Source organism: Lacrimispora amygdalina, assembly GCF_900205965.1.
GTDB classification, from domain to species: domain Bacteria; phylum Bacillota; class Clostridia; order Lachnospirales; family Lachnospiraceae; genus Lacrimispora; species Lacrimispora amygdalina_A.
On sequence record NZ_OAOF01000008.1, the window covers coordinates 150712 to 169950 of the forward strand.

The 19239-nt window shown below is 43.6% G+C and carries 20 protein-coding genes; 15 read left to right on the plus strand and 5 right to left on the minus strand.

What is annotated here, in order from left to right; genetic code table 11:
- Positions 1-7 precede the first annotated feature (7 nt).
- From CRO04_RS12885 to CRO04_RS12905, 5 genes are all read left to right on the plus strand, one after another.
- Positions 8-625, plus strand: a complete 618-nt coding sequence (locus CRO04_RS12885) for a hypothetical protein (RefSeq protein ID WP_097004657.1) — start codon at positions 8-10, stop codon at positions 623-625.
- Positions 626-658: 33 nt separating this feature from the next.
- The gene (locus tag CRO04_RS12890) at positions 659-901 is read left to right on the plus strand and encodes a hypothetical protein (RefSeq protein ID WP_097004658.1); all 243 of its coding nucleotides are present in this window, start codon (positions 659-661) and stop codon (positions 899-901) included.
- A 199-nt stretch (positions 902-1100) separates the two neighbouring features.
- Positions 1101-2762: a glycosyl hydrolase family 18 protein gene (locus CRO04_RS12895; protein WP_097004659.1), complete on the plus strand. Its 1662-nt coding sequence runs from the start codon at positions 1101-1103 to the stop codon at positions 2760-2762.
- 32 nt (positions 2763-2794) lie between these two features.
- A complete protein-coding gene (locus CRO04_RS12900) occupies positions 2795-4222 on the plus strand; it encodes a metallophosphoesterase (RefSeq protein ID WP_097004660.1) in 1428 nt (475 codons plus the stop codon).
- 105 nt (positions 4223-4327) lie between these two features.
- The gene (locus tag CRO04_RS12905) at positions 4328-4999 is read left to right on the plus strand and encodes an N-acetylmuramoyl-L-alanine amidase (protein ID WP_330400847.1); all 672 of its coding nucleotides are present in this window, start codon (positions 4328-4330) and stop codon (positions 4997-4999) included.
- A gap of 77 nt (positions 5000-5076) precedes the next feature.
- On the opposite strand, the gene CRO04_RS12910 is transcribed toward CRO04_RS12905, so the two are convergent.
- The 4 genes from CRO04_RS12910 to asnA all read right to left on the minus strand — a co-directional run bounded on the left by CRO04_RS12910 (position 5077) and on the right by asnA (position 8424).
- Positions 5077-5757, minus strand: a complete 681-nt coding sequence (locus tag CRO04_RS12910; RefSeq protein ID WP_097004662.1) for a hypothetical protein — start codon at positions 5755-5757, stop codon at positions 5077-5079.
- A gap of 97 nt (positions 5758-5854) precedes the next feature.
- Positions 5855-6901 carry a sensor histidine kinase gene (locus CRO04_RS12915; RefSeq protein ID WP_166432552.1) on the minus strand — a complete coding sequence of 349 codons (1047 nt, stop codon included), beginning with the start codon at positions 6899-6901 and terminating at the stop codon, positions 5855-5857.
- A 230-nt stretch (positions 6902-7131) separates the two neighbouring features.
- A complete protein-coding gene (locus CRO04_RS27470) occupies positions 7132-7266 on the minus strand; it encodes a hypothetical protein (RefSeq protein WP_097004664.1) in 135 nt (44 codons plus the stop codon).
- 150 nt (positions 7267-7416) lie between these two features.
- Complete coding sequence (asnA, locus tag CRO04_RS12925) at positions 7417-8424, minus strand: aspartate--ammonia ligase (RefSeq protein WP_097004665.1); 1008 nt, start codon at positions 8422-8424, stop codon at positions 7417-7419.
- 172 nt (positions 8425-8596) lie between these two features.
- Here asnA and CRO04_RS12930 point away from each other — a divergent pair, with 172 nt between their 5' ends.
- The 10 genes from CRO04_RS12930 to trmL all read left to right on the plus strand — a co-directional run bounded on the left by CRO04_RS12930 (position 8597) and on the right by trmL (position 17737).
- Positions 8597-9658, plus strand: coding sequence for an L-threonylcarbamoyladenylate synthase (locus CRO04_RS12930; RefSeq protein ID WP_097004666.1), 1062 nt, complete (start codon positions 8597-8599; stop codon positions 9656-9658).
- 18 nt (positions 9659-9676) lie between these two features.
- Positions 9677-10171: a deoxycytidylate deaminase gene (locus tag CRO04_RS12935; RefSeq protein WP_097004667.1), complete on the plus strand. Its 495-nt coding sequence runs from the start codon at positions 9677-9679 to the stop codon at positions 10169-10171.
- A gap of 1 nt (position 10172) precedes the next feature.
- Positions 10173-11933 (plus strand): B12-binding domain-containing radical SAM protein, encoded by a 1761-nt coding sequence (locus CRO04_RS12940; RefSeq protein WP_097004668.1) that lies wholly within the window; start codon positions 10173-10175, stop codon positions 11931-11933.
- Positions 11933-12592 (plus strand): endonuclease III, encoded by a 660-nt coding sequence (gene nth / locus CRO04_RS12945; protein WP_097004669.1) that lies wholly within the window; start codon positions 11933-11935, stop codon positions 12590-12592. Before CRO04_RS12940 ends, nth begins: the two co-directional genes overlap by 1 nt.
- A gap of 20 nt (positions 12593-12612) precedes the next feature.
- Complete coding sequence (locus tag CRO04_RS12950; RefSeq protein ID WP_097004717.1) at positions 12613-13320, plus strand: PolC-type DNA polymerase III; 708 nt, start codon at positions 12613-12615, stop codon at positions 13318-13320.
- Between the two features lie 181 nt (positions 13321-13501).
- Complete coding sequence (locus tag CRO04_RS12960) at positions 13502-14992, plus strand: VanW family protein (RefSeq protein WP_097004671.1); 1491 nt, start codon at positions 13502-13504, stop codon at positions 14990-14992.
- Between the two features lie 9 nt (positions 14993-15001).
- Positions 15002-15574, plus strand: a complete 573-nt coding sequence (locus tag CRO04_RS12965) for an AIR synthase-related protein (protein WP_097004672.1) — start codon at positions 15002-15004, stop codon at positions 15572-15574.
- Positions 15575-15588: 14 nt separating this feature from the next.
- Positions 15589-16071, plus strand: coding sequence for an Lrp/AsnC family transcriptional regulator (locus CRO04_RS12970; protein WP_097004673.1), 483 nt, complete (start codon positions 15589-15591; stop codon positions 16069-16071).
- Positions 16068-17237, plus strand: a complete 1170-nt coding sequence (locus CRO04_RS12975) for an aminotransferase class I/II-fold pyridoxal phosphate-dependent enzyme (RefSeq protein WP_097004674.1) — start codon at positions 16068-16070, stop codon at positions 17235-17237. The genes CRO04_RS12970 and CRO04_RS12975 overlap by 4 nt, the downstream gene beginning before the upstream one ends.
- Before the next feature lie 2 nt (positions 17238-17239).
- Positions 17240-17737: a tRNA (uridine(34)/cytosine(34)/5-carboxymethylaminomethyluridine(34)-2'-O)-methyltransferase TrmL gene (gene trmL, locus CRO04_RS12980; RefSeq protein ID WP_207654449.1), complete on the plus strand. Its 498-nt coding sequence runs from the start codon at positions 17240-17242 to the stop codon at positions 17735-17737.
- Between the two features lie 53 nt (positions 17738-17790).
- Here the strand turns inward: trmL and CRO04_RS12985 are convergent, their stop codons facing one another.
- Positions 17791-19209, minus strand: a complete 1419-nt coding sequence (locus tag CRO04_RS12985; RefSeq protein WP_097004676.1) for an APC family permease — start codon at positions 19207-19209, stop codon at positions 17791-17793.
- Positions 19210-19239: the final 30 nt, after the last annotated feature.

Below are 19239 nucleotides of genomic sequence, written 5' to 3' on the forward strand. Positions count from 1 at the left end.
ATACCTTATGAAATTAAGGGTAAGAGGATCATGGAATTCATGGATTCCTTTTAAACGGAGAAGAGTGCCGGAATTTATTGGCATCATTGGTACCGGCAGAGGCACAGGGGTAACACACTTTGCAATTATGACAGCCGGATATTTATGCGGTGTGAAACGATTGAGGTGTGCGGTATTGGAATGGAACTGTCACAGCGCTTTTGGATCTATGAAAACTGCCTGTTCCGGTAAAAAACAGGGAGATAATTCATTTCGGATTCTGGAGACAGACTATTTTGAAAAAGCGGGAATAGACACACTGCTGTTGTGTAAAAAGTCTGATTATCAGGCTGTGATTGTGGATTATGGGACTGTAAAGGAGGGAAATCTGGAAGAGTTTTACAGGTGCGGCAGGCAATTTTTGATCGGAAGTCTGAGCGAGTGGCAGATAAACGAGTTTCTGGATTTTGTAAGAAGAGAGAGGAAAGCGGATAAAGGCTGGGATACTCTGGTATCATTTGGAAGTGAGGAGGCAAGAAAGAATCTGGAAAAAAAACTGAGGAATCCTGTCAGAAGAATTCCACTTGCAACCGACCCATTTTCTGTCACCGCTGAGACCATACGCTTTTACGAACACTTATTTTAAACAGTACGAAAGAAAAAACGGGGTCAGGTGAATATGAATAAAGAAGATAGTAGTATTTGGAAAGAGGGGAAAAGAACCCAGTATCTGGAAGGACTGAAACGATACAGGAACAAAGGAGTATCCATTGTGATTGACGGAGAGGAACTTCCTGAGACAGACTGGGAAAAAATATTTGAGATAAGGGAGGATGACAGCTTTTATATGGCAGATTACGTTCCCGATGAGGTAACCGGTAAGCTGCAGGAAATCCGGTTTGACCGTGTCTACAACCGGTAATCTTCGGGGAAATGCCATCAGGGGCGCGTACGGATTCCATCTTCAGCCCTGAGAGAATCAATTTATGCGCGCCAGGGAGGGATTGGGGATCAGAATGTAATGAAAATGTAAATTCCAAAAATAAAGAAGTATGATATAATCTAGGGGATATTAAAGAGTTAAGTTCAGAAGATACGATCCATAATCAGGAGGAAAACAGATGAAGAAGAAAGCGGTGCCGGTTGTGGTGGCACTGGGATTGATTTTACTGGTCGTTGCCGGTTTTGTTGGAAGCCGGTTTCTGGAACAGTATATTCCATCCAGTGAGCAGGCGGATTTGACTGAGTTTTTTGGAGTAACAGGTGATGAAGTTGCAGTTTATTTAAATGATAATCTTCAGGAAACCAAAGGTCTTTTTATAGATGGCCAGACATATCTTCCGATCCGATGGATCAATGAGATGTTAAATGAGCGCTTTTACTGGGACAGTAACGAGAAGCTGCTGGTATATGCCCTGCCTGATTCCATAGTTTATGCAAATTCTGATACAAGGGGAGCTACCGGAAATTCCCTGATACAGATTCGGGAAGATGATGTATATTTATCAATGGGACTTGTGGCCAATTATACAGATGCTGAATTTACCGCGTATGATGCCTCCCAATATAAGCGAGTGTTTATTAACAATAACTGGACGGATAAAGAACGGGCTCCGGTTATGAAAAGCGGCAATGTACGTATCAAAGGGGGAATAAAGAGTCCGGTCACAACTCACATTCTACCGGGAAGCAGAGTGACGGTTCTGGAATCTATGAATAAATGGGTTAAGATCCGGACAGAAGATGGTTTCATTGGGTATGTTGAAGGCAGACGTCTTGGAAAAAGTCAGAAAGAGGCATCTGTAAGTTCCTTTGAAAAGCCGGTTTATAAGAACACAACCATGGACCAGCCCGTCTGTCTGGTGTGGCACCAGATGACGAAAGCAGACGGGAATGCTACTTTTGACAGTCTTATAGCCAACACAGCCGGTGTTAACGTTATCTCTCCCACATGGTATGAACTAACCGATAATGAAGGCGGTTTTCGATCACTGGCAGATGCGGAATATGTGAAAAAGGCTCATAAAAAAGGATTAAAAGTATGGGCACTTATTAATAATTTCAGTTCTGATGTAAATACCGAGATACTGATGTCAAAAACATCTACCAGAAAGAAGCTGATTGATGCGTTGATGGCAGAGGCTAAGACCTATGGATTTGATGGGATTAACCTGGATTTTGAAGGCATTAAAGAAGAAGCAGGGCCTCATTATATACAGTTTATCAGGGAGTTGTCTATCCCTTGCAGGGAGAATGGACTCGTCCTTTCCGTGGATAATTATGTCCCTGTCCCAGGGAATGAATTTTATAATCGAAAGGAACAGGGAATCGTGGCTGACTACGTGATTATCATGGGGTATGATGAGCATTATGCGGGAGGAGAAGCAGGTTCTGTTTCATCCATTCAGTATGTGGAAAATGGAATTAAGGGTACTCTTAAAGAGGTGCCAAAGGAAAAGGTCATAAATGCAATTCCATTCTATACCAGAATATGGACAGAAGGAACAGATGGTAAAACTTCGTCATCTTCCATAGGAATAGCAAATGCCAGGGAATGGGTCAGGAAAAATGATGTAAAGCTGTACTGGCAGGAGGAATTGGGCCAGTATTATGGCGAACTTCAGACACAAGAAGGCAAAAAGGCCGTATGGCTTGAAGAGGAACGTTCCATCGGGCTTAAGATGAATCTGATCCGTCAATACGATCTGGCTGGCGTGGCATGCTGGAAGCTGGGATTTGAGCCGGCTGATTTATGGGAAGAAGTCCGGCTGGATCAGGAATAACATAGGAAAGGGATAAGCAGGAAGGTCAGGTTATGAAAAAGTGGGTATTATTGGCAGCATTGACGGCAGCCATATGTGTGTCCTCCGGCTGTTCTTTAAAAAAAGAATTGCCAGAAACTACGCAGGAAGAGAGTACGGTGCAGCCAGAGACAACAGTTACAGAGGTTCCGGCTTCTTCTGCAGCAGAGACTCCAAAGACAACTGAGGCATCAATTCCAGAACAACCGAATGAGCCGGAAGAAGAAACCGCCAGAATTGTGGTTGCTACGGATATTCATTATCTGGCCAGGGATTTAACCGACATGCAGAAAAGCTATGAATATACGGCTGATCACGGAGATGGAAAAGTGATGAAGTATATTTGGGAAATTACCGATGCATTTATTGAAGAAGTGAAGGCGGAAAAACCGGATGTTGTAATATTAGAGGGAGATTTAACTTATAACGGGGAAAGGGAGAGCCATTTAGAGCTGGCTGGGAAGCTGGAGTCCATTGAGGAAGCAGGCATTCCCGTTATCGTCATTCCGGGAAACCACGATATTAATAATCCTGAAGCCTCCCGATTTGAAGGAGAGTCCATTATCAGTACGGATAGCATTACGCCGGAAGAATTTGAAGAGATTTATGATGAATTTGGTTATAGTGAGGCGGTCAGCAGGGATCCTTCCTCTTTAAGCTATATATACCAGATTAATGATAAGACCAGGGCATTGATGCTTGACAGCTGCCAGTATGATCCCAAAAATCTGGTAGGCGGCATGATAAAAGATGATACATACAGCTGGATTGAAGAACAGATGGAGGAAGCCTGGAATCTGGATATGAATGTCATTCCAGTGGCGCATCACAATCTGCTTGATGAAAGTGAAGTCTATCTTCAGGATTGTACCATTGAACACAGCGAGCAGCTCATTGATCAGCTGGAGAGCTGGGAGGTTCCATTATTTTTAAGCGGACATCTTCATGTCCAGCATTATAAAAGATCACATGATGATTCCGGAATTTATGAGATTGTGACAGGTTCACTTTCCACACCGCCCTGCCTGTACGGGGTATTGGAGTATGGAGAGAAAGGAACCTTCGAATATCATACCAAAACTCTGGATATGAAAGCCTGGGCAGAAAAAACAGGAAACACGGATAAAAATCTTTTAAATTTCAGCGAGTATGGAAAAAAATATCTGAACAAGGTATTTTATAATCAGGCTCAGGATGAGCTGAAAGGACTAAATTCCGTGCAGGGTCTGAATGAATATCAAAAGGACATGATGGCGAAGGTGTATGCTGAGCTGAATAGTGCGTGCTTTGAAGGAAAAGTAGCTGATATCCGTGAGAAGGTCATGGCAAAACAGGGGTATAAGTTGTGGCAGAATGAAGGCTATCCCAGTATTTTATCCCAGTATCTGGAGTGGATCACTGCCGACGGAGCCCGAGATTATAATACATTAAGTGTTAAATAAAGGAAAGTCGTTTGTACCGGTTCTTTTTTAATTCACCAAAAAGTATAATTCAATAAGAATGTGAATCGGGTAAAGAGTGTGAAATTAAAAAAATGGGAACCGTTTATGGCGGTGATTTTACTGATATTGGTTTATGTCATATCAAGTCATGCGGGTAAGCTGGCAGCAGTAAATAACGCCGCTTCTGCGGGAAAGAAAAGACCGGTGGTAGCAATTGATGCAGGGCATGGTGGAAATGATCCTGGAAAAATCGGTATTGACGGCACCCTGGAAAAAGATATTAATCTGAAGATCGCTATGAAGCTGAAAAAATATCTGGAAGCATCAGATGTGGATGTTGTTCTGACAAGAGATAACGATAATGGGCTTTACTCAGCCAAAGACAGCAGAAAAAAGATGGCAGATATGACAAAGCGATGCGATATTATTAATGATGTCAAACCTGCGCTGACAGTGAGTATTCATCAAAACAGTTATCATCAGGAGGAGATCTCAGGGGGACAGGTGTTTTATTATAAAAAATCGGAAAAAGGTAAAAAGCTTGCCGAAATTATACAAAAACGGTTTGATTTCCTGATGGGAGAGAAGAATACCAGGCTTGCAAAGCCGAATGATAACTATTATCTGCTGCTGCATGTAAGGACGCCGATTGTAATAGTGGAATGCGGATTCTTAACAAATTCCAAAGAAGCGGCACTTTTGAATACTGAGGATTATCAGGACCGGGTGGCGTATACCATTCATATGGGAATCATGAATTATTTAAATGACAGATAGAGGATAATACGGGAAGGGGGTGTTGCAAAACTAATGGTTTTGTAGCACCCCGCTTTTTTTGTCTAAAAAAATACTTATCAACTATCTGCTTCTGTTTCGTATTCCCCGGCTTCAGTCTGAGTGGTAACGGCAGTATTTATTTCACCTATTTTTTCAGACTTCTGTGTGGCCAGTTCATCAGACTGGTTTTGCAGCCTGCCCACATCTTCGATTTTCTGTTTCGTGTTCCCATTACCGGATTCAATCTCACTTTTCAAGACTTTTATCTTTCCGTCAATATGGTCTTTGGCTGAAGAGATTATCTCTGCCTGGGACACTCCGGCTGATAATTTTGTTATCTCATTTAACTGTTCTGACTGTGCTTCTTCTTTGGATCTTGGTTTTTTATAGATAGTACCGGTCTGGTCATTAGAAACGGATTTTGCATCATCCGGTTCGTCGGTCTGTAATTGTGCTATCTGGTCGTCAATTGCTTTTAGTTGCTTCTCATATTCTTTCAGCTTTTCATTCATGCTGTCTGCGCCGTTTGTCTGGGCAGAATCCAGCATTGCCTGTTTTTTTTCCAGAATAAACTGCTTCTGATTCATCAGCTGCTTCAGCATACTTTGTTTTTTTCCGGCAGGTGTAATTTTCACATTATCGGTCTGTTCCTTCACCTTATTTTTTCCATAGAGCGCCTGATGTTTCTTATGAGCGGAGCGATTGATCGAAGCAGCATTTAGTTTTGCTGTCTGAGTTTCCATTTTACCAATATACATTTCATTCCCTGTATTCTGATTATTTATTCGGCAGATACATAGTTGATATAATCATAAAAGCGTAAACGGTAAAGATCCTGGTATAAACGGTTTTTGATTAGATGGAAAGTGGGAAAAGGGGGAGCATTACGAAGAAATGAAATATCTCTTCCGAAATTGACAGTTCCAGAGTACCATGGCAGCGTTCTACGGCATCACGAATATTGGACAGACCAATTCCGTGGAGATGAGACTCTTCTATTGTTGAAGGTAAGAGGGTGGTTTTAAGCTTCCGGTTATAAGGAATCGGATTTGTTATTTCAATTATCAAAAAAGAGCTTTGGACACAGAAGGAGGCATTTATAATCGGGACATCAGTCTGACAGTTTGATTTCCTGCAGGCTTCCAGTGCGTTGTCCAGTGCATTGCTTAAAATTATACACAGGTCAGCAGGATCAATCAGATCAGAGGCGGGGAAGATGAGATCCGTTTCCATGCGGATGCCCCAGGTGCGCGCAAGAGCAAGTTTTTCCCGTATGACCGCATCTGCATAAGCATTTCCCGAAGAATAATCCGGATAAAAAGAATTAACGGTTCCGGTTATACAATCCAGGTACTTTATGGCTTCCTGATTTTTATTCATTGAGAGGAGATTTTTTAAACATAACATGTGGTTTTTAAAATCATGACGAAAGCCAGCCAGTTGTTTTTCTTCTCCCTGCCATGCTGCAATCCGCTTTTCCAGTATTATGTTTTTCTCATTTGCAAGCAGCAGACTCAGTTTCCGGTCAGCATAGTAGGCGGAGAAGATAATGAGCGAAATGCCGCCGGCCGCCACTGCAGTAGAGGCTAAATTTGAAATCAGAGTGTTGTTATGCTGAAACTGGCTCCAGCCATAGTTAATAACGGTCTGTCTGGTAAAAAAACATAAAATCAAAAGGAACAGATTCTCAGCCATCGAGATCTCACCATGAAGATTGGAGTATTTCCTTCCCACCCATTCCAGTATAGCGGAGTAAAGAAGGATGGTTAAAACATCACACAGCCGGTATGCAAAATCATGGAATGCAGTTCCGACGATCATATATTTACTGATATATTGAATCAAAGGAAGAAAAACAAAATTGCACGTATACCCCAGTCCGTCAGTGAAAATAGCTGTCATCAACTTTTTCCCTGTGCTGGACTGGAATAAGATCCAGATCATCAACAGTGAAGTAAGAAAATAAAACAGTTCCTGTGGAAAAATGCGGTAAAGTCCCAGATTAATGTTGATAAAACTGGAGATTTCAGAAAAGACAGCAACACCAATAAGTGTTAAAAACTTATGATACCGGCATTTCAGCATTCTGTTGAAAAAACGATAATTTATGTAAGCTGTAAAAATGAGAAGAATTATAACAAGCCCTCCTTTTTGATGTGTTTTAAGAAGGCTTTGGAAAATTCCTGGTATTTTCGTTTGCTGACTGGAATCGATTCTCCGTTTGAAAGATGGAGATCCATTCTGTCAAAACGAACAACATAATCCATGTTAACAATGAAACTTCTGTGGCACCGGTAAAATGGAAGGATAGTTCCCTGTTACGGAAATATCCTTCCAGATCATTTGCAAATCCATGCATAAACTCTGCCTGGTCATCACAAAGAAATACGTTCATTCTAACCACTTCCTATGTAAAATTAAAGAAGAATTATATTGTTCTTCCTGCACTCTTTTCGCATGTCTGCGGGCCAGATGCTGGCCTGGACTTCTCCGACGTGCGCGCGGTCTAATAAAAGCATGCAGAGGCGGGACTGTCCGATTCCGCCGCCAATGGTATAGGGGAGTTCCCCGTTTAGGAGCATTTTGTGGTAGGGAAGTTCTTTACGGTCCTCGCATCCCGCTTTCTTTAACTGCTCCTTCAGGGCTGTTTCATCTACACGTATTCCCATGCTTGAGATCTCAAGTGCACAGTTTAAATGTTCAAACCAGAAAAGAATGTCTCCATTCAGCTGCCAGTCATCGTAATCCGGTGCTCTGCCGTCATGAGGTTTACCGCTGCCTAATTTATCCCCGATTTTCATGAGAAAGACACAGCCGTGCTCTTTTGTTATGTTATTTTCACGCTCCTTTGGTGTCAGATCCGGATAGAGATCCTCCAGCTCCTGGGAGGTAATGAATTTGATATCATCAGGAAGCTGCTTGACTGCCTGGGGATATTTATACCAGACTTCATGCTCCATGTGCTTGATGATCTTAAAAATAATTTTCACAGTTTCTTTTAAAGTATTTTCGTTTCTTTCTTCCCTTGTAATTACCTTTTCCCAATCCCACTGGTCCACATAACAGGAGTGAAGATTATCCAGATCCTCGTCTCTGCGGATGGCGTTCATATTGGTATAAAGTCCTTCACCCGGCTGAAATCCGTATTCATGAAGTGCCATCCGTTTCCATTTGGCCAGGGAGTGTACAACTTCCATGGTTTCACCGGGGACCCCGGAAAGATCAAACTGTACCGGACGTTCTACTCCGTTTAAATTATCATTGAGTCCGCTGCTTCGCTCCACAAATAAGGGGGCGGATATGCGCTCTAAGTTCATTTCCCTGCCAAGCTCTTTTTGAAAGGTATCCCTTATGTATTTAATCGCTTCCTGAGTTTCTCTGACAGAGAGCCTGGGATCATAGTTTTGGGGTATAATCAGTTCCATATTATTCTCCTCTTCCAACATATACTGCTAATATGGTATCATTGATAAGAAAAACTTACAACTGCTATTTCCGAAGGTCCTGGAAAGCCCTGTTTGCAGGGGGTAAAAGCATTGCATGAGCGTGTACGCTGTGATATGATAAATGGAAGTGAAAAGAAAAGAGCGAAGAGATATGAATACAAAACGAATTATATTAAAAGACAAAGAGCATCCGGATTTAGAGCAGCTTAGAGAACCGGCGAAAATATTGCGGGAGGGCGGTCTTGTTGCTTTTCCTACGGAAACTGTCTACGGTCTTGGGGCCAATGCTCTAAACGAAGAGGCGGCAAAAAAGATTTATGAAGCAAAGGGAAGACCATCGGACAACCCTCTCATTGCTCATATTGCAGATTTTGATGATCTTCTTCCTCTGGTAGCAGAGGTTCCGGAGACTGGAAGAAAACTTATGGAAGCATTCTGGCCTGGACCCCTGACCCTGATTTTTCCAAAAAGTGCTCTGGTCCCCTATGGAACCACCGGTGGACTTGATACAGTGGCAGTCCGTATGCCTGCAGATCCCGCAGCAAGCGCTCTGATCCGTCTGGCAGGAGTTCCCATAGCAGCTCCCAGTGCCAATACTTCAGGACGTCCAAGCCCTACGACTGCAGACCATGTCTGGCAGGACATGAACGGAAAGATACAGATGATTGTGGATGGCGGTGCTGTGGGAATCGGTGTGGAATCCACAATTATTGATGTTTCAGGGGAGGAACCCATGATACTACGGCCTGGTGCGGTTACCCGGGAGATGGCATCTGCAGTGCTGGGAAAAGAGATCTTTCTGGACCCTGCTATCACTTCAGGCCCATTAAAGGCAGATGTAAGGCCTAAAGCGCCTGGTATGAAGTATAAGCATTATGCCCCTAAAGCAGATCTTACACTGGTGGAAGGCATTGAAGATGCTGTGGCAGCCGCCATTAATAAACTGGTACAGGAAAAACAGGAAGCAGGATGCCGGGTAGGTGTAATCTGTACGGATGAAACTTTGAATTTATACCCACAGGGCATGGTCAGGAGCATTGGAAGCCGTATACATGAGGAGTCCATTGCCCACAATTTATACGCAGTATTAAGGGAATTTGATGATTTAAATGCAGACTATATATTTTCTGAAAGCTTTTCCAGTAATCATCTGGGACAGGCAATCATGAACAGGCTTACGAAGGCAGCAGGATATCACATTATTCAGGTTTGATAAGGAGGCGCAGGAAAGATGACTGGAAAAAGAGAAGATTATATTACCTGGGATGAATATTTTATGGGAGTCGCTGTTTTATCGGGAAAACGGTCCAAAGATCCAAGTACACAGGTGGGAGCCTGTATCGTCAGTCAGGATAATAAGATTTTATCCATGGGTTATAACGGTTTTCCAATGGGCTGTTCCGATGATGAATTTCCCTGGGAAAGAGAGAATGAGGCAGATGATCCCTATAATGCCAAATATTTCTATTCCACTCACAGTGAATTAAATGCTATTCTTAATTACAGGGGTGGGAGCCTGGAAGGCTCTAAGCTTTATGTAACATTGTTTCCGTGTAATGAATGTGCAAAGGCGATTATACAGTCCGGAATTAAGACAATTGTTTACGGGTCGGACAAGTATGCGGGAACACCGGCAGTGAATGCATCCAAGCGAATGCTCAATGCAGCAGGAGTCCGGTATTACCAATATCAGCCATCTGGCAGAAAAATAGAGATTGAGGTTTAATATGAAGTTCTTACTGGCGGCGTTAAATGCCAAATACATTCACTCCAACCCAGGCATTTACAGTTTAAAGGCGTATACTCAGGCCTGGCTGAAAGAACCGGAGCTAAGTGACGGAAGATTACAGATAGAAATCGGCGAATATACCATTAACAATCAGATGGATGAGATATTGAGCGATATTTATAGAAGAAAACCAGATGCAGTGGGATTCTCCTGCTACATCTGGAATATTTCCTATATTTTAGAACTGGTACGGGACCTTCCGAAAGTTCTCCCTGATGTGGAGATCTGGCTGGGAGGTCCTGAGGTGTCTTACGATGCAGCCCGGATCTTAGAGGAAGAGCCCAATGTTTTCGGCATTATGATGGGAGAAGGGGAAGAAACCTTTAAAAAGGTGATTCGCTGCTATCTTAACAGGCAGAGAGGAAGGGAAGACTGGGATAAAAATTCCTTTCCGGAAACAGAGGGAACTGCCATACGGGGGTTAGACGGCAGACCGGTTGTCAATCCTTTAAAAACAGCGGTTGATTTAAATGCAATTCCATTTCTGTATCAGGATATGGCCGGGTTTGAAAATCGGATTGTTTATTATGAAAGCAGCCGCGGATGTCCGTTCTCCTGCAGTTATTGTCTGTCCTCTGTAGATAAATCTGTCCGGTTCCGTGATACGGATCTGGTATTAAAAGAACTGGAATTTTTCCTGCAAAAGAAGGTTTCGCAGGTGAAATTTGTAGACAGGACCTTTAACTGCAGACGGGACCATTCGTATCGCATCTGGGAGTATCTAATTGAACACGATAATGGTGTGACGAACTTTCATTTTGAAATCTCTGCAGATTTACTGGATCAGGAGGAATTGCAGCTGATGTCCCGTATGAGACCGGGGCTGATCCAGCTGGAGATCGGAGTGCAGAGTACCAATGAGAACACGATCCGGGAGATCCGCCGGAGTATGGATCTGTCCATATTAAGAAAGAATGTGGAGATCATAAACAGCTATGGAACCATTCACCAGCATCTGGACCTGATTGCAGGACTTCCGTTTGAAGATTATGACAGCTTCCGGCGTTCCTTTAACCAGGTATATGATATGAAACCGGAGCAGCTTCAGCTTGGATTTTTAAAGGTGTTAAAGGGATCCTATCTGTCACAAAAAGCGGACGATTATGAGATCCGTTATAAGGAAAAGCCTCCCTATGAAGTGCTGTCTACCAGATGGCTGGCCTATGGAGAGGTTTTAAAATTAAAGAGACTGGAAGAGATGCTGGAGGTGTACGGTAACAGCGGACAGTTTCGGGCTACCATGGAAGAATTTTGCCGGGAATTTGATACACCATTTGATATGTTTGAAGCACTGGCTGAATATTATGATAAACAGGAATTGTCAAAGGTGAGTCACAGCCGGATGGCGAGGTATGAGATATTAGACCGGTTTATCAGCCTTCGGATTCCCCAAAGACAGCTTTATTACAGGGATCTTCTGGTATATGACTTATATTTGAGGGAAAACCTGAAAAGCCGTCCTGGTTTTTCTGCTGATCAGGAGCCTTATAAGGATCAGATTAAGGCATTTTTTGCTGATGAAGCGGTTTCACGCCGGTTTCTGAATGAAGGTTATGAGGGATTTGAAGCCAGACAGCTGATTAAGATGGCCCATTTGGAGGTATTTCATGACGGAAGAGCTGTTCTTTTTGATTATAAGAAGAGAGATGCTCTCTCCCATAATGCGGCTGTCCATGAGCTTGGTATATGGAGGAGATAATGGCTAAAAAAGAGACAAAAGCAGAGAAAAGAGCCAGAGTAACCAAAGTTTTAGAGGCTCTTGACAGGGAATATGGAACGGAATATATCTGTTATTTAAACCATGAGACACCATGGCAGCTGTTAATTGCTGTTATTTTAAGCGCCCAGTGTACCGATGCCAGAGTCAATATGGTAACTGCAGATTTATTTAAAAAGTATGACTCTCCGGAAAAGTTTGCAAAGGCTGATTTAAAAGAGCTGGAGCAGGATATCCATTCTCTTGGCTTTTATCATATGAAGGCCAAAAATATAATATCCTGCTGTACGGATCTGATGGAAAAGTTTGGCGGTGAAGTTCCCCGGACCATGGAAGAGTTAACAAGTCTTGCGGGAGTGGGAAGAAAAACAGCGAATGTCATATTGGGAAATATTTATTTTGAACCAAGTATCGTGGTTGATACACATGTAAAACGGATTTCAAAAAAACTGGGCTTTGCCAAAGCAGATGATCCGGAAAAAATTGAATATGAACTGATGGAGATTTTGCCAAAGGACCATTGGATTCTATGGAACATTCAGATTATCACGCTGGGAAGATCCATCTGCATTGCAAGAAATCCCAAATGCAGAGACTGCTTCTTAAGTAAGCTGTGCCCCAGTGCTGTAACAGGGGAATGAGAGGAAAGGAAGAACGGGACGTGATATCATCTTATGTTGCTGTGGATTTAGAAACGACTGGTCTGGACCCCAAACGGGATAAAATTATTGAAATCGGAGCAGTGCGGGTAACGGAGGATGGGGCAGGTGATACATTTGAGAGTTTTGTAAATCCCTACCGCAGCCTGGAAGAACGTGTAACTTCCCTGACCGGAATCTCAGATGGGCAGCTTAAGACGGCAGAAGGAATCGAAACGGTAATCAGCCGGTTCCTTGATTTTGCAGGGGATCTTCCCATTCTGGGACATCACATTATATTTGATTATAGTTTTTTAAAACGCGCAGCAGTAAATAAAGGATTTGGTTTTGAACGGCAGGGAGTCGATACATTAAAGCTTGCAAGGAAATTTATACCGGAAGACAGACCCAAAAATCTTCTGGACTCCTGCCTGTATTTCGGGATAGAAATGAAACAAAGCCACCGGGCGCTGTCTGATGCTATCGCAGCACATGAACTCTATCAGTCAATGAAACTTAAGTACGGTCAGACGGAACCGGAAGCTTTTGGTTCAACTGGGCTGATTTACAAGGTAAAAAAAGAGCAGCCAGCGTCAAAGAGACAAAAAGAACACTTGCAGGATTTATTAAAATATCATAAAATAACTTTATCTGTGCAATTGGATCATTTATCCAGAAATGAAATATCAAGAATCACGGATAGGATCATAGCACAATATGGAAGAATATAAGAGAGGTGATACAAAATGATTAATTTTAATAATAAGAACAATAAGAAGTTAATGTCAATCGCTTTAATCGTAGTCGTAATTTTACTGATCATAGCAATGGTACTTCCCATGATGTTTAGCTTTATGGGATAGTTTTTATTGGAAAACCGCCAAGCGGAACAATAGAGTAAGAGGAATGAATATGAAAAAAAGAACTTTGTCCATATGCCTGGCAGCCTCCATACTGACAGTGGGAATCGGACTATTCTCACCAGCATACGTAATGGCTGATACGCTCCCCGACGGGATCTATGTGGGAGATTATAATCTGGGCGGTTTGACAGAGGAAGAAGCCGGGCAGAAAATTCAGAGCCTGGTTAATGAGATGGAAAACCAGAAGATTACACTGGTTGTGGATGGACAGCCGGTGGAGACGACAGCGAAGGATCTGGGATTTCATTGGAGCAATCCGGAAGCAGTTGCCCAGGCAGCATCCTCCTGGCAGGGGGGGAATTTATTAAAACGGTATTTCAATAAAAAGGACATTGAGCACAATCCTGTGATCATTCCTTTGGAAACCTCTCTGGATGACGGGAGGTTAGCATCATTTGTATCTGAAAAGTGTGCACCTGCAGTTACAGAACCAAAGAATGCGTCCATCGTCCGTCAGAACGGAGCATTTACAGTCACACCCTCTGTTATTGGAAAAACAGTAGATGTGGAAGCTACGAAGCAGGAGCTGAATGCGGCATTTGCCAACGGCTTAAAAGATCCGGTTACAGTCAATGCAGTTATAGCAGAGGTAAAACCTGCCATTACAACGGAAGATTTGTCCACAATACAGGATGTACTGGGGACCTTTTCCACGAACTTTTCCTCCAGTGGTTCCTCAAGGAGAAAGAACCTGCAGGTGGGGTCGGGAAAAATTAATGGTCATGTGCTGATGCCAGGAGAGACTTTGTCCGGATATGAATGTATGCACCCCTTTACGGTAGGCAATGGATATGCCACAGCATCTGCATATGAGAACGGGCAGGTAGTCGACAGTGTTGGAGGCGGAGTGTGCCAGATTGCCACCACAATATATAATGCGGCACTCCGTGCGGAGTTAGAGATCAGCCAGAGGCAGAATCATTCCATGGTAGTAGGCTATGTAAAACCATCAGAAGATGCGGCTATTGCCGGAACCTATAAAGATATTAAGTTTACCAACAATTACAGCACCCCTATCTATGTAGAGGGTTATACTTCCGGAAGTACTCTTACCTTTACCATATATGGTAAAGAAACCAGACCTTTAAACCGCACCTTTGAATTTGTTTCAGAGACACTTAGCGTGACAGACCCGGGTGCACCCAAAGAGGTCATGGACCCGGCCATGCCGCCTGGCAGCAGAAAGCAGGTTCAGTCCGCGCACAGAGGCATTAAATCAAGACTTTGGAAGATTGTTTATGTAGATGGCGCAGAGCAGAGCAGGGAGATTCTTCATACAGATACCTATAATCCTTCAAAGGCGATTATTAAGGTGGGACCGGCAGCTCCGGTAATGGCAGATCCGGTACAGCCGACACAAGCTCCTGAGATTGTTACTGACCCATCCGAAGAGCCGGAGGAGACACCTGATACCGGGGCAGTACCAGGCCCTGGCTGGGAAGATGCAGGGGACGGTCCTCAGGCAGGACCGGGAGTATAAGCAGAGACGATGAGACGAATTGAACGTGTAAATACAGGAATGGTAAAACCAGGTCAGGATCTTGTAGCTGCAGGATATGCAGGTTTTGCCGGAACAGTAAAAATAGCAAGAGAAAGAGAAGGAGAACTGCATCAGTGGTTCTCCTCGCAATATATTGACCGGATTTTAAATGGGGATTTTTTATTACCGGTGAATGAACCGGGAGAATTTAAAGATCTGGGGGCATCGGAATGGGAGCCGGTAAAAGAGGGCGGAATATTAAAAGCTCTCTGGGATTTATCCGGAGCCTATATGACTGGAATTCGCTTTGAACTTCGCAAAATACCTGTTAAGCAGGAAACCATAGAGATTTGTGAGAGGTTTGATTTAAATCCATACCGCCTTTACTCGGAAGGCTGTTTTCTGCTGACAGCAGACAACGGAGGGGATTTAGTATCTGCCTTAAAGGAGCGGGGGATTAAGGCTGAAGTCATCGGGAAAGTGACAGATGGTATCAAGCGGATTATTGTCCATGAAGACGGCATGGGTTATCTTGACCGTCCGGCAAAGGACGAACTTTATAAGGGATTATCCAGAAAGTGAATCGGAGGTAGGATATGAGAGAAAAGATACTGGCAATTATTGAAAAAAACAGCAGAATTGATTTAAAGGATCTGGCGGTTCTTCTTGGTGAAAGTGAGGCAGCCATTGCCAACGAGATCGCTGATATGGAAAAGGAGCACATCATCTGCGGATATCACACTCTGATAAACTGGGATAATACCAGCGATGAGAAGGTGGTGGCGCTGATCGAAGTCAAGGTTACGCCCCAAAGAGGTATGGGGTTTGACAAGATTGCAGAACGCATCTACCAGTACAGCGAAGTAAATGCGGTTTATCTGATGTCAGGAGCTTTTGATTTTACTGTATTTATCGAAGGAAAGACCATGAGAGCAGTGGCTCAGTTTGTTTCTGAGAAGCTGTCTCCGATGGAATCCGTATTGAGTACAGCCACTCATTTTGTATTGAAGAAGTATAAGGATCATGGGACGGTACTTGCAGAAGAGACACCGGATGAAAGGATGTTGATTACGCCGTGAGAAATCCATTATCAGACCGAATAACAGGGATTCCATCCTCTGGAATCCGTAAATTTTTTGATATTGTCAGTGAGATGAAGGATGCCATCTCTTTGGGTGTGGGAGAGCCTGATTTTGATACACCCTGGCATATCCGGGAAGAGGGCATTTATTCCCTGGAAAAGGGCCGGACCTTTTATACTTCCAATGCCGGACTAAAGGAGCTTAAGACGGAAATCTGCAGTTATTTAAGCCGCCGTTTCGAGGTTACATATGATCCGGATCATGAGGTGATGGTAACTGTAGGCGGAAGCGAGGCCATTGATATTGCGCTTCGTGCCATGTTAGACCCTGGTGATGAGGTGCTGATTCCTCAGCCCAGCTATGTTTCCTATGTTCCCTGTACCATACTTGCCAATGGAGTTCCTGTCATCATAGATCTGGAGGCGAAGGACCAGTTTAAGCTGACAAAGGAAAAGCTTCTTGAAAAGATTACTCCCAAAACAAAGGTTTTGATCCTTCCATTTCCAAACAATCCCACAGGTGCTGTTATGAATGCGGATGAGCTCAAGGAGATAGCAGAGATTATTCTTGAGAAAGATTTGTTCGTGATCTCAGATGAGATTTATGCAGAACTGACCTATGGCGGCGAGCATACAACGATTGCAGCTTTTCCGGGGATGAAGGACCGGACCGTTCTGATTAACGGTTTCTCGAAATCCTATGCAATGACAGGCTGGAGACTGGGGTATGCCGCTGCGCCCAGACTGATCTTAGAGCAGATGTTAAAGATCCATCAGTTTGCCATTATGTGTGCACCTACCACCAGCCAGTATGCGGCAGTTGCCGCACTGCGGGATGGGGATAAGGATGTAGGAGTCATGCGGGAATCCTATAATCAGAGAAGACGCTATTTAATGCATGCATTTCAGGAGATGGGGCTTGAATGCTTTGAGCCTAACGGTGCCTTTTATACATTTCCCAGTATCAAACGGTTTGGCATGACCTCCGATGAATTTGCTACCCGGCTTTTGATGGAAGAAAAAGTGGCGGTTGTGCCAGGGACTGCATTTGGAGACTGCGGAGAAGGGTATCTGCGTATCTCTTATGCGTACTCCTTAAAAAGCTTAAAAGAAGCTTTAAGCCGTATGGAACGCTTTATTAAGAAACTGGATGGAAAGGCGTAATTATCATGAATATTGTACTATTGGAACCGGAGATGCCGGCAAATACGGGAAATATCGGAAGAACCTGTGCAGCAACGGATACAAGACTGCATCTGATTCAGCCTTTAGGCTTTAGACTGAATGATAAGCTTATTAAACGGGCTGGTCTTGATTATTGGGACAAGCTGGATGTTACGGTATACAGTGATTATCAGGATTTTCTGGACCGGAATCCGGGGGCAAAAATCTATATGGCCACCACAAAGGGACGCCATGTTTACTCCGACGTAGCATATGAACCAGACTGCTTTCTTATGTTTGGTAAGGAAAGTGCGGGAATACCCGAAGAGATACTTGTAGAACATGAAGACCGCTGTGTGAGAATACCCATGTGGGGTGATATTCGTTCTCTCAACTTGTCTAACTCGGTTTCCATTGTTCTATATGAAGCGTTAAGACAGAATGGATTTGAACATATGACCATGCAGGGGGAGCTTCATCATCTCCATTGGAAGGAATAGAACTGAAAACGCCTTGACCATTAAGAGTCAAGGCGTTTTTTGTGAAATAATCTTTAATTAACCAGTACAGAGGCGGAGGTCTGACCCTCCTCTTCCGGATTTTCCAGTTTCACATCGTTAATCTCATCTAACGAAACAGGGCGGAATGCTTCGGCTTTTTTAATAACCTTTACCCAGAAAAAAGCAAAGAGTAAAATAATAAATAGCAGTGCAAAGTAAATCTTATAAATAAAGATCCGGGCATCCCCCTCTGCAATGTTCCAAATCATATAAATATCTCCGATAATGCAGATGATCTGCGGGATTCCCCATAAAGTAAGCCGTTTATCCCTGCCGGGAGCATTGGGATAACGTCTGCGCAGCATCAGAACTGTAAGATTGACCAGGATATAAGAGGTGAGCCAGAAGCAGGAGGCTGCAAGCAGGAAGTTGGTTAGTCCGGAACTGTTTGCGATACCGCTCACCAGGATAAAAGAGATGACGCCTGTCATAAGGAAGAGACCTGGTGTGGGAGTACCCTGTTTATTTTTTTTGCTGAAAGAAGATGGCATTAAGCCGGCTTCTGACATACCGCTTAGAATTCTGGTCACGCTTCCCAGCACCGTATTGATGGTGCTGACTCCAGCCAGTATGGTGATTAACCCCATCCAGTAACTGCCGGCCTTTCCCATAACACGTTCTGCAAAGATAATGTGAGGCATGCTGCTGGTACGAAGCTCCTCCAGTGAAACGTAATTCCTCATTCCTGTGCTTAATAAGCTTTGAACAAGAAAAAGAAGGCATACACCAAGGATCATGGCAAGAGGAACATCACGCCTGGGATTTTTTAAATCTTTGGAAACAGGAATAACAAACTCGATTCCTATAAACATCCAGAAAGCCAAAGCGGTGAGGGAGAGGATTCCTGAAAATCCCGTTACAACAGGGGAAGATTGAGCACCTGGAGCAAGGGGAGTGCCGGCTCCTAACTTTAACGTACTAATAATTCCAAGAAGTATCAGGGAACCAATCAGTGCTGTAACAGTAAAGTTCTGTATCTTAGCAAAGATATCCACGCCCAGATAATTGACAATAGTTAAAAATGCAAGCAGACTCAGGCTGATCACCAGCACGGGAACATCTTTTAAGAACGTTTCCTGAATAACCAGTCCGCACATGGCCAGTTCTACAGACCCGGCAAGCATATTAGTAATGACATAGGCGGAAAGATTGGAAACAATGGAAGGGACCGGACCCAGGCCAGCCAGTGTATACTGCCCCAGTCCGCCCTCGGCCTCGGGCATTAAGCCGTGAAGCTCGCGGAAGGAAAAAGCAAGAAGAATATTTAAAATTACAACAATGAACATGGCGATGATAAAGCCTTTTCCGGCAAGACCTGTACCAAGTCCCAGAGATAACAGACAGCTGGTTGCAACGATTAAGCCGACACATACGGAAACTGCACTTCCCAGTCCCATTTTTTTACTGTTCATATAGCTCCTCCTTTTATGCGGTCAATGATG